The following is a 22,428-nucleotide window of genomic DNA, read 5'->3' as shown; positions in this document are numbered from 1 at the left end:
CACGGCGGGCGCTCCTAAGCTCTCGGGCCATGCCGGACAACGGAAAGCGCCTGAGACCGACGTCGGCGGCGTGAGCACCCTCGGGGAGCTCGCGGCCCGCCTTCGGGCCGCCCTCGGCGACGGGGCGGTCCTCGACGATCCCGCCGAACTGCGCACCTACGAGTGCGACGGCCTCTCGCACTACCGCGCCGTCCCCGGCCTCGTGGCCTTCGCCACCTCGGCCGACGCGGTGGCGACGATCGTCACCGCCTGCGCGCAGGCGGCGGTCCCCTTCGTCGCGCGCGGCTCGGGGACCGGCCTCTCGGCGGGCGCCCTCCCCTCGACCGAGGGGGTGCTGATCGTGCTCGCGAAGATGCGCGGCCTCGTCGAGCTCGACGCCGAGGGCCAGCGCGCCGTCGTCGAGCCTGGCTTCATCAACCTCGACGTCAGCCGCGCCGCCGCCCCCTACGGACTGTTCTACGCGCCCGACCCCTCGAGCCAGCAGATCTGCTCGATCGGCGGCAACGTCGCCGAGAACTCGGGCGGCGCGCACTGCTTGAAGCACGGCTTCACCACGCACCACGTCACCGGGATCGAGCTCGTCACCCCCTCGGGCGAGCAGGTCACCCTCGGCAACGGGAAGGCCCCCGACGCCCCCGGCTACGACCTGCTCGGCGCCTTCGTCGGCTCCGAGGGGACGATCGGCATCCTCACGCAGGCGACGCTGCGCCTCCTCCCCCGCCCCGAGGCGGTCGTCACCCTGCTCGCCGGCTTCGCGACCACCGACGAGGCGGGCGCCGCGGTCTCGGCGATCATCGCCTCGGGGGTCCTCCCCGCGGCGATCGAGATGATGGACGCCCTCGCCATCCTCGCCGCCGAGACGGCGGTCCACCCTGGCTACCCCGAGGGCTGCGGCGCGGTCCTGCTCGTCGAGCTCGACGGCCCGGGCATCGACGTCGCCGAGGGACTCGCCACCGTCGAGGCGCTGTGCCTCGCGAACGGGGCCTCCGAGCTGCGCACGGCGACCTCGGAGGCCGAGCGGGCGCTGTTGTGGAAGGGGCGCAAGTCCGCCTTCGCCGCGGTCGGCCAGCTGTCGCCGGACTTCATCGTCCAGGACGGCGTGATCCCCCGCACCAAGCTCCCCGAGGTGCTGCGGGCGATCGACGCCCTCGCCCTCGCGGCGGGCATCCGGGTGGCGAACGTGTTCCACGCCGGCGACGGCAACCTCCACCCGCTCGTCCTGTTCGACGAGTCGGTGGAGGGCGACGCCGAGCGCGCCGAGGCGGTCTCCTCGGCGATCGTCGACCTCTGCATCGCGCACGGCGGCTCGATCACCGGCGAGCACGGCGTCGGCGCCGACAAGGTGCAGTTCATGGGGCGGATGTTCGGCGAGGACGACCTCGACACGATGCAGCTGCTGCGCTGCGCCTTCGACCCCGCGGGCCTCTCCAACCCGGGGAAGATCTTCCCCACCCCGCGCCTGTGCGGTGAGGTGCCGGGGCGGCGCGGCGCGCACCCGCTCACGGTGCCGGGCGCCGTCGAGGTCTTCTGATGGACGAGGAGGCTCCGGCCGCGAACGACAGCGTCGACGGCGTCCCCGCGCGGCGCACCGTGCGCCCCGAGAGCACCGAGGCGCTCGCCGCCCTGCTCACCGAGGGGGCGGCGGCGGGCGAGGCCGTCGTCTTCGTCACCGGTCGCAGCAAGCTCGACTGGGGGCGGCCGCCGCGCCAACTCGACGCCGTCGTCGACCTCTCCGCGATGGAGCGGGTCATCGAGCACGCAGCCGGCGACCTCGTCGTGCGCACCTCGGCCTCGGTCCGCCTCGCCGAGCTGAACGCCGAGCTCGCCCGCGCTGGCCAGCGCCTGGCGATCGACGAGGTCGTCCCCGGCACGAGCATCGGCGGGCTGATCGCCACCGGCCTCTCCGGCCCGCTCCGCCACGCCTTCGGCTCGGTGCGCGACCTGCTCCTCGGGATCACCGTGGTGCGCGCCGACGGCAGGGTCGCGAGGAGCGGCGGCCGCGTCGTGAAGAACGTCGCCGGCTACGACCTCGGGAAGCTCTTCACCGGCTCCTTCGGCACCCTCGGAGCGATCACCGAGGCGTGGTTCCGCCTCCACCCCCTCCCGGCGGCGCGCCGCTACCTCAGCGCGAGCTGGTCCGAGGCCGAGTCCGCCGCGGCGACGGTGCGGCGGGTGGCGACCTCGACGGCCGCCCCCGCGGCGGTCGAGCTCGGGCGGGACGGCCGCGGCCCCTACGCCGTCACGGTCCTCCTCGAGGGCTCCGAGGCGAGCGTGGCCGCCCGTGCCGACCAGCTCGAGGCGCTGACCGGCGCCCGCTTCGCCGCCGGCGCCGTGCCTCCCGAGGGCTTCGGCTCGCTCCCGGGCGACTCGACGCTGAAGCTCACCTTCGCCCCCGGCACGCTCGGCCCGCTCCTCGACCACCTCGACAGCAGCCTCGCTGGCCTCGGAGGGCCGGGCGAGGGGCTCGTGCTCCGCGGCGCGGCGGGCGTCGGCGTCCTGTTCCTCGGTGCCGGGCCGGAGGTCGACCTCGCGCCCGTGCTGCGCGCCGCGCGCGAGGCGGCGACCGCGGCGGGGGGCGGGGCGATCGTGCTGCGCGCGCCCGCCGGGCGACGCGCCGGTCTCGACCTTTACGGCCCGCTCCCCGCGCCCGCGCTGCAGCGGGCGGTGAAGGCCTCGTTCGACCCAGGCGATCGCCTCGCCCCTGGCCGCTTCGTGGCCGCCTGATGGCCGGGCGTGCCGAGCGGCCGCACGGCATCGGCCCGCACCCGGTGGCGGGCGGCGTCTTCGCCGAGCACGGCCCGGACCCCGCCCTCGTCGGGGACTGCGTCCACTGCGGCTTCTGCCTGCCGACCTGTCCGACCTACGTGCTGTGGGGCGACGAGGCCGACTCGCCGCGGGGGCGCATCTACCTGATGCGCGAAGGGATCGAGGGTGCCCCCCCCTCCCCCGCCCTCTACCAGCACCTCGACGCCTGCCTCGGCTGCATGGCCTGCCTCACGGCGTGCCCCTCCGGGGTCCGCTACGACCGCCTGATCGAAGAGGCGCGGGCCGTCATCGAGCCGGGGCGGCCGAGCCGACGCGAGCGCCTCCAGCGGCGGCTGATCTTCTCCCTCTTCCCCTACCGCCGCCGCCTCGCCCCGCTCGCCGTGCTGCTCGCGCCGGGTTGGCGGACGCGTCTCTTGGAGGCGCTGCGCATCAGCGCCGTCGGCCGCCGCCTCCCCGCCCCCCTCCCGGCGATGCTCGAGGTCGCGCCCGTGGTGCGGAGGGAGGCCCCGGTCGCGGCCTTCACCCCCGCGAGCGGGCCGCGCCGCGGCCGCGTCGGGCTCCTCGTCGGCTGCGTGCAGGGCGCCTTCTTCCCCGCGGTGAACGCGGCCACCGTGCGGGTGCTCGCCGCCGAGGGCTTCGACGTCGTCGCGCCCGCCGCCGCCGGCTGCTGCGGCGCCCTCTCCTCGCACAGCGGCCGCAAGGCCGAGGCGCAGCGCTTCGCCCGCGCGCTGATCGCCGCCTTCGAGGCAGCAGAGCTCGACGCGATCGTCGTCAACGCCGCAGGCTGCGGCTCGGCGATGAAGGAGTACGCCGAGCTGCTCGCCGACGAACCGCCCTGGGCGGCGCGAGCCGCGGCGCTGTCGAGCAAGGTGCGCGACGTCGCGGAGTTCCTCGCCGGGATCGAGCCCGTGGCCCCCCGCCACCCGCTCCCGATCACCGTCGCCTACCACGACGCCTGTCACCTCGCGCACGCCCAGCAGATCGTCGCCGAGCCGCGTCTGCTGCTCGACGCGATCCCCGGCCTGCGGCGGGTCGAGCTCGCCGAGCCGGAGCTCTGCTGCGGCTCGGCCGGCGTCTACAACCTGCTGCAGCCCGCGGCGGCGAGCGCGCTCGGGGACCGCAAGGCAGCCAACGTCGCCCGCGCCGAGGCCGAGCTGCTCGTCGCCGCCAACCCGGGCTGCACGATGCAGATCGCGGCGGCGCTGCGTAGGGCGGGGAGCGAGATGGCGAGCGCACACACGATCGAGGTCCTCGACGCCTCGATCCGCGGCAGCGGAGCCGAAACGCTCACCGCGACCCGGCGCTGAGGAGACGCTCTCGCGACCGCGCATCGCCCGCCGGCACGCCACAGCCCCGGGCCGGAGCCCGGGGCTGTCGCCCACTCCCCTCCGACAGACCTACAGCCAGCGGCCGAAGCACCACCCGCCGCCCGTCCCCGCCTCGGTGCGGTAGACGGGGACGTAGTCGACGAGCTCGAAGTTGAGGGAGGTCGCCTCGAGGGCGCCACCCGCGGTCACCCAGTTCATCGACTCCGAGGTGGCCGAGTAGAGGCGGTGCCGCGGCAGGCCCTGCAGCGCCGAGCCGTCCTTCTGCTCGAGCGCCGCGATCAGCGAGCGGTCGAGCTCCTCGTCGGTGACGAAGTGGCTGAGGCCGCCCGAGGCGACAACCGCCACCCGCAGGTCGCTCGGCCAGGCCGCCACCGCCGCGCCGATCGCCTTGCCGATCTGGTAGCAGCGACGCGGGGTCACCTGGTTCGGCGGGTAGCAGGTGTTCTGCACCACCGGGAGGATCGTCCGCGGCTGGTTGTTGAAGACGCGCTTCACCACGTAGGAGTAGCCGTGCGGCAGCCCCTGGTCCTTCTCGGCGGTCTCGCGGACCGAGTCGATCTCGCCGTCCTTGGTCGGGTAGCGACGGGCGACCCTGCCCTTGTAGGTGTCCTCGACGTAGTTGAAGTGGCTGATGTCGAAGTCGTGGTCGCGCAGGTACTCGATGAGGTAGCGGCCGAGGTCCGAGGCGACCGGCACGTCCATCGCGACGTCGCCGTAGCCCTCGGCGATGCGCCGCGAGATCTCCGCGTTCGGCCAGGGGCCCCCGCCCTTGCGGGGGCGGATCGGCACGCTGTCACCCCAGAAGATCGAGAACATCGGCATGTTCGACTCGTAGAACCACTCGTCCTGGTCGTCCGAGACGATGATCGTGATGTCCGGGTTCACCTCTTCGACGGTCTTCGCGAGGACCGCGATGGCCCGCTGGCAGCGGTCGGCCTGCTCGTTGAAGACGTCGACGCTGCGGGGCTTGTCCTGGATCTCCTTGGGGACGTAGTTCGCCACGGCCTCGTCGAAGCTCATCGACCACCCGTCGGGTGGGAAGACGAGCTCGGGGTTGCGGCGGTCGACCGTCGCGTACTCCTCCCAGAGGCTGCCCGGAAGGGCGAGCAGGGGGGTGTGCGAGGTGCCGATCCCGAGAACGATCTCTGCCATTGGCTCTCTCCTTGCGGTCCAGCGGTCCAGAACGATCAGTGTACGGACGGTTTCTATTCTCCCGCACCCTGCTGACGAGGTCAATGGTCGCGCAGCCCGGCAGTACCGTCTCGGCATGGCGCGCTCCCCCGTCGTCAGCGCCCGCGCGCTCAGCAAGCGCTTCGGCGACTTCGTCGCGGTCGACGCCATCGATTTCGACATCTGGCCGGGCGAGGTCTTCGGCTTCCTCGGCCCGAACGGCGCCGGCAAGAGCTCGACGATGAGGATGATCGGCTGCATGTCGCCGCCGACGAGCGGAGAGCTGCGTGTGCGCGGCCTCGACCCCGCGACCGACGGTCCCGAGATCCGCGCCCACCTCGGCGTCGTCCCCCAGGACGACGCCCTCGACGACCAGCTCACGGTGTTCGACAACCTGCGCGTCTACGCCCGCTACTTCGACATCCCCCGCCGCGAGGCGCGCGCCCGCGCCGCCGAGCTGCTCTCCTTCGCGCAGCTCGAGGGGCGCGGGGACGACCGCGTCGACCAGCTCTCGGGGGGCATGCGGCGGCGGCTGACGATCGCCCGCGCGCTCATTTCCCGCCCGGAGCTCGTGATCATGGACGAGCCCTCGACGGGCCTCGACCCACAGGCCCGTCACCTCGTCTGGGAGCGCCTCCACCGCCTGAAGCGTGAGGGCGTCACCCAGATCGTCACCACCCACTACATGGACGAGGCGGAGCAGCTCTGCGACCGCCTCGTCGTCATGGACCACGGCCGCATCGTCGCCTCGGGGAGCCCGCGCGAGCTGATCCGCGCGCACGTCAGCCGCGAGGTGGTCGAGATCCGCGTCGAGGACGGCGACTACCGCTCGCTCATCGAGGAGCTCGCGCCGCTCGCCGAGCGCACCGAGCAGCTCGCCGACCGCCTCTGCTGCTACGTCGCCGACGGCGACGCGCTCGTCGCCGCCCTCTCGAAGATCGATCCCCGCGACCTGCACCCGCTCGTGCGACGCGCCTCGCTCGAGGACGTCTTCCTCGCCCTCACCGGGCGCACCCTCGTCGATTGAGCGCGCTCAGCCTCCCCCGCCGCGACCGCGCCACGCCGCTGTGGAGCCGCGCCCTGTTCGGGCTGCTCGTCCAGTACCGGAGGACCTGGCGGAGCTCGGTGGAGATGAACTTCATCTACCCCGTGCTCTACCTCTCGGCGATGGGCATCGGCCTCGGCGGCCTCGTCAACCGCCACCTCGCGGCCAGCCACGCCGCCGCGCTCGGGGGCGTCTCCTACCTCGCCTTCATCGCCCCGGGGATCCTCGCATCCTCGGCGATGCAGATCTCGACCCAGGAGGGGACCTGGCCGATCCTCGGCCGCTTCAAGTGGGAGCGCACCTACCTCGCGATGGCGCAGACGCCGCTCAGGGCCAAGGACATCCTCACCGGCCAGCTCGCCTTCGTCGCCCTCCGCCAGCTGATGACGAGCGCCGTCTTCGTCGTCATGATGTGGGCCTTCGGGGCGCTCACCTCCCCCGAGGCGCTGGTCGCCCTCCCCGTCGGCGTGCTCGTCGGCCTCGCCTTCGCGACGCCGTGCATCGCGTTCACCGCGACCCAGGAGACCGACGCCGGCTTCCCCACGATCCACCGCCTGATCGTGATCCCGCTCTTCCTGTTCTCGGGCTCGTTCTTCCCGATCACCCAGCTGCCGCGCCCATTGCAGCTGCTCGCGATGGCGACGCCGCTCTACCACGGGGTCGCGCTGGCGAGGGCGGCGACCCTCGGGCACCTCGCGACCTCGGCGAGCGTTGGCCACGCCGGCTACCTCCTCGCCCTCGCCCTCTTCGGCGCGCTGGTGGCGCGGCGCACCTTCGAGCGCCGCCTCGTGCGGTGAGGGCGACCGTGGGCGCCCCCGCGCGTGCGCTGCCGGCAGGGGCGCGCCTCACGCCGCTCTTGCTCGCGCGGCCGCGGCGCGCCCTCACGCTCGTCGAGCGCAGCGTGCGCGTCTACAAGACGAAGTGGATCTACATCGTCTCGGGCTTCTTCGAGCCGCTCTTCTACCTGCTGTCGATCAACGTCGGCCTCTCGCACCTCGTCGGGAGCGTCGAGCTCGGCGGCCACCCGGTCTCCTACGCCCGCTTCGTCGCCCCGGGGCTGCTCGCCACCTCGGCGATGAACGGCTCGATCCTCGACACGACCTACAACTTCTTCTTCAAGCTGAAGATCGCGAAGACCTTCCAGTCGGTCATCGCCACGCCGCTCGGCGTCGCCGACATCACCTTCGGTGAGGTCGGGTGGGCGGTCGTGCGCGGCTCGATCTACTCGGTGGGCTTCCTCGTGGTGATGGCCGCCTTCGGCCTCGTCACCTCGCCCTGGGCTGTGCTCGACCTGCCGGCGACGATGCTCGTCGCGCTCTGCTTCGCCTCGCTCGGGATCGCCGCCTCGAGCTACATGCGCACCTGGCAGGACCTCTCGGCGGTGTCGCTCGCGGTGCTGCCCTTCTTCTTGTTCTCGGGGACCTTCTACCCGCTCTCGGTCTACCCCCACCCGGTCGCGCTGGTCATCGGGTTGACCCCCCTCTACCAGGGGGTGGTCCTCTGCCGGGGACTGACGAACGGCATCGTCGACCCCGGCCTGCTGTGGCACGCCGCGCTGCTGGTGGCGCTCTCGCTGGCGGGGCTCGCGATCGCGGCGCGCCGCCTCGGCCGGCTGCTCACGCCGTAGGGCGGCGCGCCGCCGCGCATCAACGGTGCGGTCAGCTGTCAGACTGTCGCGGTGGCCTCGCGCATCGTCTCCCGGCACTGGTTCCCGACGCACCAGCCGCAGACCCTGCAGATCGCGGTCGCTCTCTTGTACTGGAACGCCTTCCTGCTCGTCGTCGGCGGCCTCTTCCTGCACTTCGGGCCGGCCGCGCTGATCACCCTCCTCGCCGACGTGGCGGGCGGCTTCGGCGTCGCGAACGCCAAGCGCTGGGGCTACTACGTCGCGGTCGCCGCGGCGCTCTTCCCCTTCGTGATCCTCTTCCGGAGCCTCTTCACCGGCGGCGGCCTCGCCCTCAACCTCACCCTCATCTTCGACGTCGCCCTCGTCGCCCTCCTCGTGCACCCGATGAGCCGCTCGCACGTGAAGGTCTGGTTCTCCTAGCGGGGTGCCCACCACCCCCGACGCGGCGACCCAAGACGAGCACCTCCCCGAGGGCGCCGAGAAGCGCGCCTACGTGCAGGAGATGTTCGACCGCATCGCCCCCCGCTACGACCTGCTGAACACGCTGATGACCTTCGGCCTCGACCGCCGCTGGCGGGTGCGCACCGTGCGCGCGCTCGGCCTCGCCCCCGGCCAGGCGGTCCTCGACCTCGCCTCGGGGACGGGGCCGCTGCTCGCGACGCTGCGGGCGCGCGGGCTGCGGGCGCTCGGCGCCGACCTCTCCTACGAGATGCTCGCCGCCGGCGGCGCCCGTGCCGCCGGCTCGCTGCAGGGCGACGCGGCCGCGCTGCCGCTCGCCGGGGGGGCCCTCGACGGGGTCGTCTCGGGCTTCGCGCTGCGCAACTTCGCCGACCTCGGCGCGACCTTCGCCGAGCTCGCGCGCGTGCTGCGGCCGGGGGGAAGGCTCGCCATCCTCGAGGTCGACCGCCCCGCGAACCCGCTGCTGCGCCTCGGCCACCGCCTCTGGTTCGAGCGCGTCGTGCCACGCCTCGGCGCCCTCCTCTCCGACGCCCGCGCCTACGCCTACCTCCCGCGCTCGGTCGCCTACCTCCCCGACCCGTCCGCGCTCGCGACGGCCCTCGAGGCGGCGGGCTTCACCGCGGTGACGCGCCTCCGCCTCTCGGGCGGCCTCACCCAGGTGGTGACAGCGACGCGCCGGGGGGACCCATGAGCGGCGTCCGCCTCCTCGCCTCCGACGGCGCCGAGCTCGACCCCGGCCAGCTGCACGTCGAGGACATGGAGCTGCACGCCGGCGAGCTCGCTGCCGTGGTACAGGCCGCGACGCGCGCCGGGCGCGTGCTCGCCCGCGACGGCTTCGCGCTGCGCGGCCTCGGCGAGGCGGCGGCGATCGAGCTCCCCGCCGGCCTCGGCGAGAAGGGGGCGGCGCGCGCCGCCGCCGCGCTGCTGGCCGCGCTGCCCGCCGAGGGGCGCACTCGCGCCGTCGCCCTCGGCGCCCTCCCCTTCGACCCCGCCGCGCCGGCGCGCCTCACCGTGCCACGCCTCGTCGTCCGCGAGGAGGACGGCGCGAGCCGCGCTCTCGTCGTGCTGCCGGCAGGCGAGCGGGTCGATCGCGGCGCCCTGCTCGGGGCGCTCACCGCCGGCAACGGCCACCCCACCGCGCCCCCCGAGCGCTTCCACCTCGCGCCCGCGGGGAGCCACGCCTCGTTCCGCCGGCGCGTCGCCGCCGCGCTCCAGGAGATCGAGAGCGGGCGCTTCGACAAGGTCGTCCTGGCCCGCGAGGTGACGGTGCACGCCGACCGCCCCTTCCGCCCCGAGCACCTCGTCGGCCGCCTGCGCCGCCTGCACCCCTCCTGCTGCACCTTCTCGGTGGACGGCGTCGTCGGCGCGAGCCCCGAGCTGCTCGTGCGGCGACGGGGCGAGGCGGTCACCTCCCAGCCGCTCGCCGGCACCGTCGGCCGCAGCGGTGACCCCGACGAGGACCGCCGTCTCGCGGAGTCGCTCCTCGCCTCGGACAAGGAGCGCGCCGAGCACCGCTACGTCGTCGACGCGATCCGCGACGCGCTCGCCCCCTTCAGCGCGGCGCTGAGCGTCCCGGAGACCCCCCACCTGATGGAGCTGCGCAACGTCGTGCACCTGGCGACGACGATCGAGGGGCGCCTCGCCGCCGACCGGGCGGGCTGCCTCGAGCTCACCGCCGCGGTGCACCCCACCCCCGCGGTCTGCGGCACGCCCCGCGAGGCCGCCCTGCAGTACCTGCGCGAGGAGGAGCACCTCCGCCGCGACCGCTACGCCGGCCCCGTCGGCTACCTCGACGGCGACGGCGACGGCGAGTTCTGGCTCGCGATCCGCTCGGCGATGATCGACGGGCGCGACGCGCGCCTGCTCGCCGGGGTGGGGATCGTCGCCGGCTCGGTGCCCGACGACGAGCTTGCCGAGACCCAGCTGAAGCTGCAGGCGCTGCTCGCCGCCGCGGTGCGCCCCTAAGGTTCCACGCCAAGTTAGTACGCGCGTAGTATCCTGGCGGGGTGGAGGTCACGAGGGAGGGGCTCGCGCGATTCTTCGCCGTCGTCCTTCCCCACATGGACGAGCTGCAACGTCGGGTCGTCGCGGGTGCTGCCGCCGAGATGCTCGGCCGTGGTGGCAAGTCCGCGGTGGCCGAGGCCTCGGGGATGAGCCGCAACACCGTGATCAAGGCCGAGTCCGAAGTCGTTTCGGGCATTGATCCCTCCTCGCGCCTCCGTGCTCCCGGCGGTGGCGACAAGCTCCTGATCGACAAGCAGCCCGGCCTGCTCGAGGCCCTCGACGAGCTCGTCGGCCCGGAGACCCGGGGCAACCCGATGTCGAAGCTGCGCTGGACCCAGAAGTCCTCGACGAAACTGGCCGCAGAGCTCGTCGCCCAAGGCTTCGACGTCTCCTCGCGCACGGTGCTTCGCCTGTTGCACCGCCTCGGTTACTCGCTCCAGGCCAACGCCAAGGTCAACGAGGGGACCCAGCACCCCGACCGTGATGCCCAGTTCCGTTACCTGAACGACCAGGCCAGCGCGTTCATCGAGGCGAACCAACCGGTGATCAGCGTCGACACATCCGGTTTTGGCACAGGTTCCTGAGCGCGAATAGCTGCTGCTTGCAGGACAAATCAGTGGATCTGGAGATCCGCGATCTTCGAGGCGATACCTGAGAAACTGCCTCGCGGCCGTGAAATTCGCGGCGCTGTGGAGGTGTGCAGTGAGTCAAGCCCGTCTTCGGGTCATCGAGGGATCAGCAGCACGAGCTGACAGTGCGATCGATCCCTTCGAGTACCAGGCGAGCTGTCTCGACGCCTACGTCGCCACCTGGGTGGCGCGCTCGTTCAGCAAGGACTCGATCACGAACACGAGCGGCGTGCTGCGTCGCTTCCTCTCCGCATGCGGCCGACCGGCCTGGGAGGTCACGCGGGACGATGTCGACCGGGTGGTCGGCGGGCTCGCCGGGCTCGGCATGGCGCCGTCGACGCGCCGCGGCTACGTCCAGGCCTTCAAGGGCTTCCACGAGTTCCTCCTCCTCCGCAAGGCGACCGAGATCGAGGCACTCTTCGGGGCCGCTCCGGTCCTCGACCCGATCGACCGGTTCAACTCCGCGGCGCACACGACAGACCTCTCACCAGGCGCGCTCGTCCCGCCCGACGTGGATCGCCTCGAACGCTTCTTCACCTTCCTTCGTGAGCGGGTCGGCTCGGTGCGCAAGTACGCCGTCGCCGGCCGGGACTACGCCCTCTATCGCACCATCTACCACGCGGGGCTCCGTGCCGAGGAGACCGCGAGCCTGATGCACTCCGATGTCCACTTCGAGCGAGGGCCGTTCGGCAAGCTCCACGTCCGCAACGGCAAAGGTGCGCGGGGATCCGGTCCGCGGCCGCGTTTCGTGCCGATGCTCGACCACCTCGACCTCGTGATGACGTGGTACTTGGCCGACGTTCGCCCGCGCTTTCGCGACGGGACAGCGCTCTTTTGCGACGAAGGGGGCGGGCCGATCAGCCGGGGCACGATCCGCAACCGCCTCGCCTCGCTCTTGGCGATCGAGGGCGGGCCGCCCGAGGAGCGCTTCACCCCGCACTCGCTGCGGCGGGCGTGCGCGACCCACAACTACGAGCGCGGCGTCGATCTCGTCGCCATTCAGCAGCTTCTTGGCCACTGGCAGATCGGGACCACCATGAAGTACGTCTCGCCCTCGGCAACCTTCATCGAGGATGCCTATCGGCGAGCGATGTCGGCGACGATGAGCGAGCTCGAGGGGGAGGGCGATGGAGGCTAGGTGGCGACTCCGGATGGCCGCCGCGCAACGCGAGGTCTGGACCGGTGTCGCGCTCCAGCGCCTCCTCGCCGAGCGTGCGGGGCTCCGTCTCTCCTCGGCGTCGGTCTCGGCGCTGTTCTCGAAGACGCCCTCGCAGGTGAAGCTCACCACGCTCGCCGCGCTCTGCACCGCGCTCGAGTGCTCACCGAACGACCTGATCGAGATCGACACGACGCCGGTCTCGCGAGCGACAGAAAACCGCTCGAAGGCGTCGTCGACTCCCACGCCGATCGCCCGGCGTGGGCGCTCGCTGCCGCCGGCGTGAGGATCATCTCCTGTTCGTCGTGCGGCGAGCTCAGGCCCCACGCCGGACACGGGTTGTGCGCGCGGTGTTTGCGCCGCCAGCCCGACCGCCCTTTCGTTTGCGCCGAGGGCCTCCACCGACGCCTCGTCGATCCCCCCGGGTTCCTCGACGCCTACGTCGCCTACGTGACCGAGCGCTTCTCTGTCTCGCGTGCGACTCGGCTCGTCGCTGACCTCGGCCGACTGCTCGAAAGCGAGGGCAACGATCCCGCATCGCTGCTTCGAGCTTCTCGGTCACCGACGGCTCGCGGCGGGACGCTCGCTCGCAGCCTCGGCGACTTCTTCTCCACGGTCGGGCCCGCACCGATCGATGTCGAGGACGAAGGCGATCGTCGAGCCGAGCTCCGGCGAAGGCGACGACTCGTGGCGACGCCGGCGGGCTTCCTCCCAGCCGTCGAGCGCTTCGTCGAAGCCGAGCTCATTGCCCGCAAGCGCGCCGAGCGCCTCAAGGCGACCGTCCCTCGTCACCACCTCACCGAGGAGCGCCTCGATGCGATCGTGGGTCTGGCGATCGCGATCGCCAGGCGAACTGGGGACAGCTGTGGCTTCGAAGTCGTCGCCGAAGGAGACGTCGAGGCCTTCCTCGTCGCCTTCTCACCGGCGGTCTCCCGCCGCTACCTCACGCATCTCCATCGCTTCTTCTCCTTCGCCCGAGCCGAACGGCTCGTGCTCGTCGACCCGACGGCGCGCCTCGAGGGACCGAAAGGCCAAAGCGGCGTGGCGAGCGAGCTCCTTCCCCTCGAGCGCCAGCGCGCCCTCTACGAGCGCTGGACCGGCAGCGCCGACGTCCACCCCTACGAGTCCTTCGTCGGCCTCGCCGGGCTGCTGCACGGCTGTTCCTCGGCCGAGCTTTGCAACCTCGTCCTCGAGGACTGCGATCTCGCCAGATCCACATTGCGTCTCGGACGCCGCCCGCGCCCGGTGCCGCTCGATCCGCGCACCACGGCTGCGCTCGCCGCCTGCCTCGCGCACCACGAGACGTTGTGCACCGAGAACCACCACGTCATCGTCACCCGGCTCACGACGACGAACGCCATCCCCGTCTCAGCGACCTACCTCCGCAGCGTCCTCAGGCCGGCCGGAGTCTCGCTCCGGGTGCTCCGCTCGACCCGCCTCGCCGCGCTCACGCGCAGCACCGACCCGCGCCTCGTCGCGTCGAGCTTCGGCTTCACCTACCGCGCACCACTGCACTACCTCGCCGACGGTGTCGACTCGGCGCGCCTTGCGGAGCTCGCCAACCTGTGAGCTTTCGGAAGCGTTGTGCACACGTTGGCCCGAACGTGTGCGCTTTGAAGAAGAAGGAGCTGATCGGCAACTACGCGAACGGCGGGGAGGAATGGCAACCCGTCGGTGAGCCCGAAGAGGTGAACGACCACGATTTCGCGGACCGGGCCCTCGGTGAGTTCGCCAAGGCCATCCCCTATGGGATCTACGACGTCGCCAACAACGAGGGGTGGGTGAACGTCGGCGATGTCGCCGACACCTCGGAGTTCGCGGTCGAATCGATCCGACGGTGGTGGAGCACCCTCGGGAAAGAACGCTTCCCCGACGCGACACGCCTGTTGATCACCGCCGACGCCGGGGGATCGAACGGCTATCGGGTCCGCGCCTGGAAGGTCGAGCTCGCGAAGCTCGCCGCTGAGACCGGGCTACAGATCACGGTCTGTCACTACCCGCCGGGGACCTCGAAGTGGAACAAGTGCGCATGACCTGGGCGGTCACCACGGAGCAATGAAATGCTGGGGGCGATCTGCCGGGCGCGGTCGCCGTCTCGATAGTGGAGCGCAAGAGCCCGAAACAAGTTTGGCGCGGGGCCCGAGGGACCTGGGATTGTCGCCGCGAGCACGAACCCCAGATTCTCCTGGTTGCCGGTCCCTCCCCGGCAGGTCATTACCTGCCGAAAGGAGAGACCATGGAACAGATCCACGACCGGGTTGCTGGACTCGATGTCCATCGGGACACGGTCGTCGCCTGTGTTCGCCAGCCTGGCCCGCGTGGCGGCACGGTGACGGACAAGGCTCGCTTCAAGACGACACGTTTGGGCCTCGTTGACCTCGAGCGCTTCCTCGCCGAGCGAGCCGTCGCGCTCGTCGCGATGGAGGCAACCGGCGTCTATTGGAAGGCGGTCTACTACGCCCTCGAGGAGCGTTTCGAGTGCTGGTTGTGCAACGCCCACCACGTGAAGAACGTCCCTGGCCGCAAAACGGACCTCTCCGACTCGGAGTGGCTCGCGGACGTCGCCGCACACGGCATGGTGCGTCCGAGCTTCGTCCCGTCGCGGCCAATCCGCGAACTTCGCGAGCTCACTCGGTATCGCAAGCGCGAGATCGACATCCGAGGCGCGGAGATCGCGAGGCTCGAAAAGGTGCTCCAGGACGCTGGTGTGAAGCTCACCTCCGTTGCTTCAAAGGTGCTCACCCAGTCAGGCCGGGCGATGATCGAGGCGCTGATCGAAGGAGAGCGCGACTCGGCCACCCTTGCGCAGCTCGCAAAGGGCAAGCTGCGGCCGAGGATCGCCGAGCTCGAAGAGGCGCTCGATGGTCATTTCGGCCCGCACCATGCCATCGCCGCGCGCCAGATCCTCGATCACGTCGACTTCCTCGACCAGACGATCGCGACCCTGAGCGAGCAGATCGACCAGCGCACCGCCGCCTACCAGCCCGTGATGGAGCTCTTGACGCCCGTTCCAGGCTTCGACCGACGAACGATCGACGTCGTGATCGCCGAGACCGGAGCGGACATGAGCCGCTTCCCCACCCCCGAGCACCTTTCTTCCTGGGCGGGGCTCTCTCCGGGCAACCACGAGTCCGCCGGCAAGCGGCGCCGCGTGGCGACGACCGCGGGCAATCCTTGGCTTAGTCGGGCACTCATTGAAGCGGCGCGGGCGGCCGTGCGGGTGAAGGGCAGCTACTTCGGCGCGCAATACCGCCAGATCGCTCGGCGGCGCGGACCGAACAAGGCCGCGGTCGCCGTCGCGCACAGCTTGCTCTGCCTTGTCTGGCATCTCCTCACCACCGGCGTTCGCTTCGAAGACCTCGGCAGCGACTACTTCGAGCGTCGCCACGATCCCGATCGTGAGGCCGCTCGCCTCGTCCGTCAGCTGGAGGCGCTCGGCCACCGGGTCACCTTCACTCCCGCCAGCTAAAGATCGGGACGTCGTCCCGAGCGGGGCTCCGCCCCGCACCCTGGATGCGCGCGCCGTCGCGTCGTGAGTGGGAACCGCATTTCACCCCAGATCGAGCACCGGATGTTCAGCTTCATCACCATGAACTGGCGAGGACGGCCGCTCACCTCGCTGCGCACGGTCATCGAGCTCATCTCCGCGACAACGACCACCACCGGGCTCACCATCCAGGCCGACTACGACTCGAACTGGTATCCGAAGGGCGTCAAGATCACCGATGCCGAGCTCGCCGCTCTTGCTCTCGAACCGCACGAGTTCCACGGTGAGTGGAACTACACCATCAATGCCCAATCAAACTCGGCGTGAGGCCTAACCGCGCGACTAGATCGACGGGGACCCCAAGAGCGCGAGCACATGCAATGCGAGCCAATGCGCAGCGGCCTCGTTGGGGTGAATGCCGTCTCCGGAGTTCAACGCACTGAGCATCCTGGTCCCGGAGTCGCCCGTCATGTACTTCCAGTAGTTCACGGTGCGACCGGGATACGTCTGGAGAATCCAGCTATTGAGGCGGTTCGCGAATGCCGGGTAGCCGTGGGGCCGAATGGCTGGCGCAGCGAGAGGGGTGATGGTCACGACCGCGAATCGTGAGCCGGCAGCGACAATGGTGTCTGTCATCGCTCTGATCGCTGCTTCATCGGTCTCCACCGAGACGATGCCGACATCATTTGCGCCTCCGAGCAGGACGACGCACCAGGGATGATGCGCGAGGGCCGCCCTCAGTCGGACCTGCATGGGCGGCCACCCCGGCGACACTCGGCCGGCCGCCGTTGCCAGCTCGTCGCCTGCCACCCCTTGATTGACAAAGACGTACCTGCCGTCAGAGAGCGCCTGTGCTTGTGCCGGCCAGCTCTCGGTCGACGGATCCTCGAGGCCAAACCCTGACGTGATCGAATCGCCAAGCGCCACGACGACCCGCGCCTTGCTGGCCGATCCCGTCGCCGCCACCGGGCGCGGTGCCGCAAGCAGGATCACCGCGATCGCGGTGGCGAGGAAGACGGCGGCGGGGCGCCATCGCGCGCCAAGTCTCCCCACCGCCAAGGACCTCGCACGCAGACGACCGCCTCGTTGTCGCATCTCGGCGCGCTGCTCGAGGGGAGTCTCGGTACCAGGGTCGCGGCTCGCGCCGTCGTGCCGTGCCATTGAGCGCCTCCGACCGGCGCGGCATGCGAAGGTTGACATCGTCGAGGTCCGAAGCTAGTTCTTCTGTGCGAGTTGGGGACGGATGCAAATCGTTGAACAGCCCTACACGGCACTAGCCCGAAGCCCAGCGGTTCGTGCTCGTCACTGTCGCGATTGCCAGTCGAGTGGGCAGCGGCGGGCACCCGCCGAGCGTGGCACCAGGGCCTGCGGCGCATCCTTTCGCAGCCCCGCTTGGCGCGATTTTGCACGTCTCATCCGGAGGCACGTCGCGGCGCGGCGCCGATGGGCACCGGCGGGCCTCGCGATCGTGCTCACCCTCCTCGTAGTGACGAACACGAGCTCCGCCAATGGGGCGACGGCTGCACAGTCGATCAGGCGCGGACGCGCTGCCCCACGACCTGCACGTTCGCTGTTCGAGGACTGGCGACCACCGTCGGACCTTCCAGCAGCAGGCCAGGTGGTCGAGGTCACCATCTCCGGACGGATCTCGAAGTTCGCGGCACGAGCTGCTTGGCTGTACCTCCCGCCCGCCTATCTCACCTCAGAGCCCCCGCTGCTGCCCGTCCTCGAGCTCATCGGCGGTCAGCCTGGCACCTCTCACGACTGGCTCAAGTGGAACGACCTTGCCGGCGTCATGGACCGGTTCGCGGCTGCCCATCACGGGCTCGCTCCGGTGGTAGTCATGCCTGACGCCCTCGGCTCGTTCTTGTCGAACCCGCTCTGCATCAATTCCAAGCTCGGCCAGTCAGACACCTACCTCTCCGTTGACGTCCCGAACTGGGTGCGCACCCATTTGCGCGTCGATCACAACCCGACGGCGTGGGCGATCGGCGGCGGATCGTTCGGCGGGACGTGCGCGTGGCAGCTCGCCGTCGACCACCCGAAGCTCTTCCCGACCTTCCTCGACTTCTCCGGCGTCTACGAGCAACTGCGCGGCACGCTGCAGGAGACGATCGATGCCACCTTCGACGGCAACTCCCGAGAGTTCGCAAATGTCAATCCGGCCCAGATCCTCGTTCACCATCGTCGGCCGAGCACCTGGGCGATGCTCGGGACGGGAAGCGACGACACGTACTATCTCGGCGAGATCGAGCGAACCGCGACGTTGTGCCGGCACGCCGGAATGCACGTGCAGACCCTGACGGTCCCGGGCGGGCACACGGGCTCGGTGTTCGCGGCTCTCCTCACGGATTCGTTGGACTGGCTGGCCGTGCGTGATGGGATCCTCTGACCCGCTCCGTGGTTGTCCTTTTCATTTCAGATACGCGTTCGCGAGATACAGCACCGGTGTGCCCCGCGGGATTCCCGCGAGATAACGCGCGGCGATGTAGTACCTCGGGAGGGTGTACATCGGAATCACATACGCGTTCGCATCCACATACGACATCGCACGCCGGAAGAGCGCCGTCCTCGTTGTGGCGCTGAACGACCGATTTGCCTGCGCCACGAGTGCATCCAAGTGAGGATCGCGAAAGTGCGCGAACGCGCCGTCGGATTGGAAGAATTGCGCCGCGTAGATGCCGTCATCAGAAAAGCCGCCGTACTGCAGGACAAGTCCGGCGTAAGAAGCAGGGGATTGCCCCGATGCACCCGGGCCCGACGCAATGCCACCGACGGTCGCGTGGATCCCCACCGCCGAGAACTGTGCGCTCAGCGCGGCGGCGACCTCCGATGCGACCGCGCGAGTGCCAAGCGGCGAGAAGCGGACCCCCGAAAGGCCGTACGAAAAGCTCAGGCCACCGAGGCCCTGCACGGCCTCCACTGCCTGGGGCGCATCGTACGCCGGTGCTCCAGGAATGCTCGTGCCGAGGTAATTGCTGTCCCCGGTCCCGAAAATCGACGCCGACGGCCGCTCGAGCCCGTCGAAGACCTGGCTGTTGATCGATCTCGCGTCGAGCGCGTACGCGACGGCCTTGCGGGCTTGCTCGTTGTCAAACGGCGCGGTCCTCACGTCGGGGAGGAAGGCGACAAAACTCGTCGCAGCCAGGGCCACGACCTTCAGATAGTGGGGGTCCAACCTTGCGAAGGCCAAGCTGCCGAGGCCGGGGTCCACGTAGAGCTGCGTGCCTCCGGACTCGATCCCGCCGATCGAGGTGCTCGGGTCGGTCGAGTTCCGAAAGGAAATCGTGCTCGCGTGCGTGCGGCGCGCATCCCAGTACGCCGCCCAGCGGACAACGGTGACGGAATACGGCTGTCCGTACTGCAAGAGCCGATACGGGCCGGCGCCGACGGGCGCATCGCCGAACTGCTGCTCCCCTTCGGAGCTGACGGCGGTAGGCGAAGCCATCATTCCCGGACACCCGGTGGCGAGCGAGGAGATGATCGGCGCGTACGGGTGCCGAAACACCAACACGACCTTCACGGGGGACAGCGTCGCCACGCCTTCGAGATCGGCGAGCGGGACTCGACAAGAAGGACCGGCCGTGGCCAGTCGGTCGCGATTGATGTTCCATGCCACCGCTCGTGCGTCGAGAGGGGTGCCGTCCTGAAAGGTCAGGTGCGGCCGGAGAAAGAGCGTGACACTCCTGTGATCTCGACTCAGCTTGTACCCGAGGGCGAGAGCCGGCTGGATGACGCCGCCGGCCCCGACAGTGAAGAGGGTCCCGTAGATGAGGTCGAAAATGGGGAAGTTCGCGGCGACGGATGCAGTCGGTTGCGAGACGTCAAGGGTTGGAAGGTCGAAGGCCCCCGTGACCGCAATTCCCGTCGCTTGTCGCACATGACCAGCGACACTCCCTCCCGCGTCCAACGGCGACGCCGCTTGGAGCGCGAGGGTCAACAGACCGAGGGCGAGTAAGGCTCGCCCTCTCGACGGCGCTTCCCGCGAGGTGCCGCCCACGTCCTACGAGCACTCGCCGGCGCGGGACTCGAGCCAAGCCCTCATCGCGTGAAGACTAGTGACGCCGCGCGAACCTGGACCGTCGCGAGCGAGGCGATCAGCCACCCGCGTGGAAGACAAGGGCCTCTCGGGCGAAAGGTGCGTCGCGCTCAGCATGGCTTGGGCGCGCAAGGTGGCGGTGGCACTGAGTCGCTGCCGATGCCGCACCAAACGAGCCAAGCAACGGCACCCGCCGCGCGCGGCTGAGGATCTGCGGCGTCGTCGCCGCGGCCTCTGCTCGAGCAGGCGCGCCGAGGCGCTCCAGCTCCTCGGCACTCCGAGCAGCGCGCGATGCAACCGGGGCGGCGACAATGGCGGCGAGCGAGTTCGGCGATGACCGACGATCACGAGCACCGGGAGGCGCGATGGCCGAAACACCGATGACCGCCGCGGCGCTGGCGCCGCGGGTGAAGGCGCTCCTCGAGGGCGCGGACCTCGATGCGTTCGGCGGCTTGCTCGACCCGCACGTCTTCTGGGGCGCCCCCGGCGACCCTGAGGCGTGCACCAGCCCCGCCGACGTCCTCAGCTGGTGGCGCCGCTCCCACGCGGCGGGGGTGCGCGCGTCGGTGACCGAGGTCGAGACGCACGGCGAGCGCCTCCTCGTCGGCCTCCTCGTGCGCGGCCGCCCCGGCGCGGTGGGCGAGGAGCAACGCTGGCAGGTGCTCAGCGTGGGGAGCGCGGGGGTGCGCGAGATCATCGGCTACGAGGACCGCGACGAGGCGCTCGCGCACGCCACCGCGGCCGACTGAGGGGGCTCGGAGCGCCGCGGAGTTGGCGCCGCTCGGGGCTCAGCGCCCCCTGGCCGCGGCGGGGCGGGCGCCGTGCGGGCCGGAGCCGACGAGGCGGCGCAGTCCCCACACCGTGACGAGGGCGAGCGCCTCGGTGACGGTGGACATCGACATCTTCGACTCGCCCTCGACGCGGTCGACGAAGCGGATCGGCACCTCGGTGATCGGCGCGCCGGCGCGCCGCGCCCGGTAAGTCATCTCGATCTGGAAGCCGTAGCCGTCGGCGCGCACCTCGTCGAGGGGGATGCGGCGGAGCAGCGACGCCGCGTAGACGCGGAAACCGGCCGTCGAGTCCTCGACTCGCAGGCCGAGGAGCGCCTTCGCGTAGCGGTTGCCGAAGCGGCTGAGCAGGCGGCGGCGGAGCGACCAGTCCGGGATCGAGCCCCCGGGCACGTAGCGCGAGCCGATGACGAGCTCGGCACCACCCTCAAAGGCAGCGACGAGCAAGGGGAGGGCAGCGGGGTCGTGGCTGAAGTCGGAGTCCATCTCGACAAAGCCGTCGTAGTCGCGCTCGAGCCCCCAGGCGAAGCCGGCGCGGTAGGCAGGGCCGAGGCCGTTCTTCTCGGGGCGGACGAGGACCTCGATCGCGCCGAGCTCGCCGCCGGCACGCTCTGCGATCTCGGCGGTGCCGTCCGGGCTCGAGTCGTCGACGACGAGGATCGAGGCGTCCGGGAGGTGCTTGCGGACCTCGCGCAGCATCCTCTCGATGTTCGCCGCTTCGTTGAACGTCGGCAGAACGACGAGCACGCGCATCTGCAAACCCTACTGCTGGCCCTTTGCTTCCCCGGGGTCACCGAGGCGCGCCTTCAGCAGCTCCCCGCCGCCGACCTGGATCGAGCCGGCGACGGGGACGGCGAAGATCGCCCCGCAGATCGCGCCGAAGGTGGAGCCGAGGATTCCGCCGACCTCAGCGCCGATCAGCACCGCGAGCAGCACGGCGAGCGGGTTCAGCTGCACGGTGCGGCTGATCACGATCGGGTAGAGGACGTGGTTCTCGATCTGCTGGTAGACGAGGAAGACGATCACCGTCACGATCCCCGCCGGCACAGAGTGCAAAAAGGCCACCCCGACCGTCGGCACCCCCGCGAGCAGGCCGCCGACGAGCGGGAGGAAGTCGACGAGGGCGACCCAGATCGCAAGCACCGAGGCGAAGGGGACGCCGGTGATGCGCAGCGCGACGAACACGACGAGGCCGGCGATCACCGAGGTGGCGAGGTCGCCGAGCATGAAGCCGGTCACCTGGCGGCTCATCATCGTCGAGATGCGGCGGAACTCCTCCGCGTCCTCCTCGCGCAGGAAGCGCAGCGCGCCGTTCACCATCTTCGGGACCTCGAGGACGATGAAGAACGAGACGAAGGCGATCGTCACCACGCTCGCGATCCCCGAGAAAACGGTCTTGCCGACCGAGAGCGCGGGCTTTCCGAGGCGGGTGATGAACGACTTGAACGCCGCCGCGTGCTGGTCCACGTAGTTCGCGAGGTGCAGGCGGGTGACGAGGTGGCCGACCGGGCCGCGGCCCTGCTGGGCCTGGCGGACGAGGTTCGGCAAGTCCGAGGCGAAATGCACGGCCGAGCCGTAGACCGGTGCGACGAGCACGAAGCCGAGCGCGGCGGCGACCACGACGAGCACGAGGTAGACGACGAAGGTCGAGGAGGTGCGCCCGAGGCCACGCCGCATCAGCACGTGGACGAAGGGGTTGATCAGCGCGGCGACGAAGAGCGAGGCCGCGATGAGGAGCAGGAGGAGGCGGAGGCGCCAGGCGAGCAGCACGAGGACGAGGATCCCGATCGAGCTGAGCAGCACCTGGATCGAGATCCGCACCACCAGCCGCTCGAGGCTCCGCTCGCTCGCCGGCCGCGGCCGGCGGACAAAGGACGGGCGTCGCAGGGCCGGTGGCATCACTGCATTGAACTCGACGGCGGGGTGCGGC

General features: G+C 70.7%; 21 protein-coding genes and 2 pseudogenes. 18 read left to right on the top strand and 5 right to left on the bottom strand.

Annotated elements, in window-relative coordinates:
- The first annotated feature begins 70 nt into the window (after nt 1-70).
- From VNF07_06225 to VNF07_06215, 3 genes are read left to right on the top strand one after another with little or no spacing between them, the layout of a single operon-like run.
- The gene (locus tag VNF07_06225) at nt 71-1,531 is read left to right on the top strand and encodes an FAD-linked oxidase C-terminal domain-containing protein (protein HVB05824.1); all 1,461 of its coding nucleotides are present in this window, start codon (nt 71-73) and stop codon (nt 1,529-1,531) included.
- Complete coding sequence (locus VNF07_06220; protein HVB05823.1) at nt 1,531-2,724, top strand: FAD-binding oxidoreductase; 1,194 nt, start codon at nt 1,531-1,533, stop codon at nt 2,722-2,724. The genes VNF07_06225 and VNF07_06220 overlap by 1 nt, the downstream gene beginning before the upstream one ends.
- Nucleotides 2,724-4,073, top strand: a complete 1,350-nt coding sequence (locus VNF07_06215) for a heterodisulfide reductase-related iron-sulfur binding cluster (GenBank protein ID HVB05822.1) — start codon at nt 2,724-2,726, stop codon at nt 4,071-4,073. The genes VNF07_06220 and VNF07_06215 overlap by 1 nt, the downstream gene beginning before the upstream one ends.
- A gap of 90 nt (nt 4,074-4,163) precedes the next feature.
- Here the strand turns inward: VNF07_06215 and VNF07_06210 are convergent, their stop codons facing one another.
- Nucleotides 4,164-5,246, bottom strand: a complete 1,083-nt coding sequence (locus tag VNF07_06210) for a hypothetical protein (GenBank protein HVB05821.1) — start codon at nt 5,244-5,246, stop codon at nt 4,164-4,166.
- A gap of 115 nt (nt 5,247-5,361) precedes the next feature.
- Here VNF07_06210 and VNF07_06205 point away from each other — a divergent pair, with 115 nt between their 5' ends.
- The 13 genes and pseudogenes from VNF07_06205 (at nt 5,362) to VNF07_06145 (ending at nt 15,998) form a co-directional block, all read left to right on the top strand.
- Nucleotides 5,362-6,291: an ABC transporter ATP-binding protein gene (locus VNF07_06205; protein HVB05820.1), complete on the top strand. Its 930-nt coding sequence runs from the start codon at nt 5,362-5,364 to the stop codon at nt 6,289-6,291.
- The gene (locus VNF07_06200) at nt 6,288-7,106 is read left to right on the top strand and encodes an ABC transporter permease (GenBank protein HVB05819.1); all 819 of its coding nucleotides are present in this window, start codon (nt 6,288-6,290) and stop codon (nt 7,104-7,106) included. Before VNF07_06205 ends, VNF07_06200 begins: the two co-directional genes overlap by 4 nt.
- Nucleotides 7,103-7,936: an ABC transporter permease gene (locus VNF07_06195; GenBank protein HVB05818.1), complete on the top strand. Its 834-nt coding sequence runs from the start codon at nt 7,103-7,105 to the stop codon at nt 7,934-7,936. Before VNF07_06200 ends, VNF07_06195 begins: the two co-directional genes overlap by 4 nt.
- A gap of 51 nt (nt 7,937-7,987) precedes the next feature.
- Nucleotides 7,988-8,356 carry a hypothetical protein gene (locus tag VNF07_06190; GenBank protein ID HVB05817.1) on the top strand — a complete coding sequence of 123 codons (369 nt, stop codon included), beginning with the start codon at nt 7,988-7,990 and terminating at the stop codon, nt 8,354-8,356.
- Nucleotides 8,357-8,360: 4 nt separating this feature from the next.
- Entirely contained in the window at nt 8,361-9,086 is a 726-nt protein-coding gene (locus tag VNF07_06185; GenBank protein HVB05816.1) for a ubiquinone/menaquinone biosynthesis methyltransferase, read from the top strand.
- A complete protein-coding gene (locus tag VNF07_06180; GenBank protein HVB05815.1) occupies nt 9,083-10,360 on the top strand; it encodes an isochorismate synthase in 1,278 nt (425 codons plus the stop codon). Before VNF07_06185 ends, VNF07_06180 begins: the two co-directional genes overlap by 4 nt.
- A 41-nt stretch (nt 10,361-10,401) precedes the next feature.
- Nucleotides 10,402-10,983 (top strand): hypothetical protein, encoded by a 582-nt coding sequence (locus tag VNF07_06175; GenBank protein HVB05814.1) that lies wholly within the window; start codon nt 10,402-10,404, stop codon nt 10,981-10,983.
- Between the two features lie 118 nt (nt 10,984-11,101).
- Complete coding sequence (locus tag VNF07_06170; GenBank protein HVB05813.1) at nt 11,102-12,166, top strand: tyrosine-type recombinase/integrase; 1,065 nt, start codon at nt 11,102-11,104, stop codon at nt 12,164-12,166.
- 13 nt (nt 12,167-12,179) lie between these two features.
- The gene (locus VNF07_06165; GenBank protein ID HVB05812.1) at nt 12,180-12,470 is read left to right on the top strand and encodes a helix-turn-helix transcriptional regulator; all 291 of its coding nucleotides are present in this window, start codon (nt 12,180-12,182) and stop codon (nt 12,468-12,470) included.
- Nucleotides 12,471-12,871: 401 nt separating this feature from the next.
- Nucleotides 12,872-13,753, top strand: coding sequence for a hypothetical protein (locus VNF07_06160; GenBank protein ID HVB05811.1), 882 nt, complete (start codon nt 12,872-12,874; stop codon nt 13,751-13,753).
- Between the two features lie 35 nt (nt 13,754-13,788).
- Nucleotides 13,789-14,208, top strand: a pseudogene (locus tag VNF07_06155) (ISAzo13 family transposase).
- A 77-nt stretch (nt 14,209-14,285) separates the two neighbouring features.
- On the top strand, nt 14,286-15,653 hold the full coding sequence (locus VNF07_06150; GenBank protein HVB05810.1) for an IS110 family transposase: 1,368 nt from the start codon (nt 14,286-14,288) through the stop codon (nt 15,651-15,653).
- Nucleotides 15,654-15,740: 87 nt separating this feature from the next.
- A pseudogene (locus VNF07_06145) lies at nt 15,741-15,998 on the top strand (ISAzo13 family transposase).
- Between the two features lie 15 nt (nt 15,999-16,013).
- Here the strand turns inward: VNF07_06145 and VNF07_06140 are convergent.
- A complete protein-coding gene (locus VNF07_06140; protein HVB05809.1) occupies nt 16,014-16,832 on the bottom strand; it encodes an SGNH/GDSL hydrolase family protein in 819 nt (272 codons plus the stop codon).
- A 457-nt stretch (nt 16,833-17,289) separates the two neighbouring features.
- On the opposite strand from VNF07_06140, the gene VNF07_06135 reads away from it, so the two are divergent.
- Nucleotides 17,290-18,063: an alpha/beta hydrolase-fold protein gene (locus VNF07_06135; protein HVB05808.1), complete on the top strand. Its 774-nt coding sequence runs from the start codon at nt 17,290-17,292 to the stop codon at nt 18,061-18,063.
- A gap of 21 nt (nt 18,064-18,084) precedes the next feature.
- On the opposite strand, the gene VNF07_06130 is transcribed toward VNF07_06135, so the two are convergent.
- On the bottom strand, nt 18,085-19,611 hold the full coding sequence (locus VNF07_06130) for an ABC transporter substrate-binding protein (GenBank protein HVB05807.1): 1,527 nt from the start codon (nt 19,609-19,611) through the stop codon (nt 18,085-18,087).
- 464 nt (nt 19,612-20,075) lie between these two features.
- On the opposite strand from VNF07_06130, the gene VNF07_06125 reads away from it, so the two are divergent.
- Entirely contained in the window at nt 20,076-20,459 is a 384-nt protein-coding gene (locus tag VNF07_06125; GenBank protein HVB05806.1) for a hypothetical protein, read from the top strand.
- Nucleotides 20,460-20,498: 39 nt separating this feature from the next.
- On the opposite strand, the gene VNF07_06120 is transcribed toward VNF07_06125, so the two are convergent.
- Both VNF07_06120 and VNF07_06115 read right to left on the bottom strand, forming a co-directional pair.
- Nucleotides 20,499-21,251 carry a polyprenol monophosphomannose synthase gene (locus VNF07_06120; protein ID HVB05805.1) on the bottom strand — a complete coding sequence of 251 codons (753 nt, stop codon included), beginning with the start codon at nt 21,249-21,251 and terminating at the stop codon, nt 20,499-20,501.
- A 9-nt stretch (nt 21,252-21,260) separates the two neighbouring features.
- Entirely contained in the window at nt 21,261-22,397 is a 1,137-nt protein-coding gene (locus VNF07_06115) for an AI-2E family transporter (protein HVB05804.1), read from the bottom strand.
- Between the last annotated feature and the right edge of the window lie 31 nt (nt 22,398-22,428).

The sequence above is a fragment of the Acidimicrobiales bacterium genome (genome assembly GCA_035533595.1).
GTDB lineage: Bacteria > Actinomycetota > Acidimicrobiia > Acidimicrobiales > Bog-793 > DATLTN01.
The sequence above is the reverse complement of the archived record's forward strand: the minus strand, read 5'-3'. Positions and strand labels throughout refer to the sequence as shown.

Excerpts from the sequence above, each read along its gene's own strand:
- VNF07_06165 (HVB05812.1), top strand. The coding sequence starts at position 12,180 with ATGGCCGCCGCGCAACGCGAGGTCTGGACCGGTGTCGCGCTCCAGCGC.
- VNF07_06180 (HVB05815.1), top strand. The coding sequence starts at position 9,083 with ATGAGCGGCGTCCGCCTCCTCGCCTCCGACGGCGCCGAGCTCGACCCC.
- VNF07_06140 (HVB05809.1), bottom strand. The coding sequence starts at position 16,832 with ATGGCACGGCACGACGGCGCGAGCCGCGACCCTGGTACCGAGACTCCC.
- VNF07_06115 (HVB05804.1), bottom strand. The coding sequence starts at position 22,397 with ATGCCACCGGCCCTGCGACGCCCGTCCTTTGTCCGCCGGCCGCGGCCG.
- VNF07_06220 (HVB05823.1), top strand. The coding sequence starts at position 1,531 with ATGGACGAGGAGGCTCCGGCCGCGAACGACAGCGTCGACGGCGTCCCC.
- VNF07_06125 (HVB05806.1), top strand. The coding sequence starts at position 20,076 with ATGGCCGAAACACCGATGACCGCCGCGGCGCTGGCGCCGCGGGTGAAG.
- VNF07_06215 (HVB05822.1), top strand. The coding sequence starts at position 2,724 with ATGGCCGGGCGTGCCGAGCGGCCGCACGGCATCGGCCCGCACCCGGTG.
- VNF07_06120 (HVB05805.1), bottom strand. The coding sequence starts at position 21,251 with ATGCGCGTGCTCGTCGTTCTGCCGACGTTCAACGAAGCGGCGAACATC.
- VNF07_06210 (HVB05821.1), bottom strand. The coding sequence starts at position 5,246 with ATGGCAGAGATCGTTCTCGGGATCGGCACCTCGCACACCCCCCTGCTC.
- VNF07_06205 (HVB05820.1), top strand. The coding sequence starts at position 5,362 with ATGGCGCGCTCCCCCGTCGTCAGCGCCCGCGCGCTCAGCAAGCGCTTC.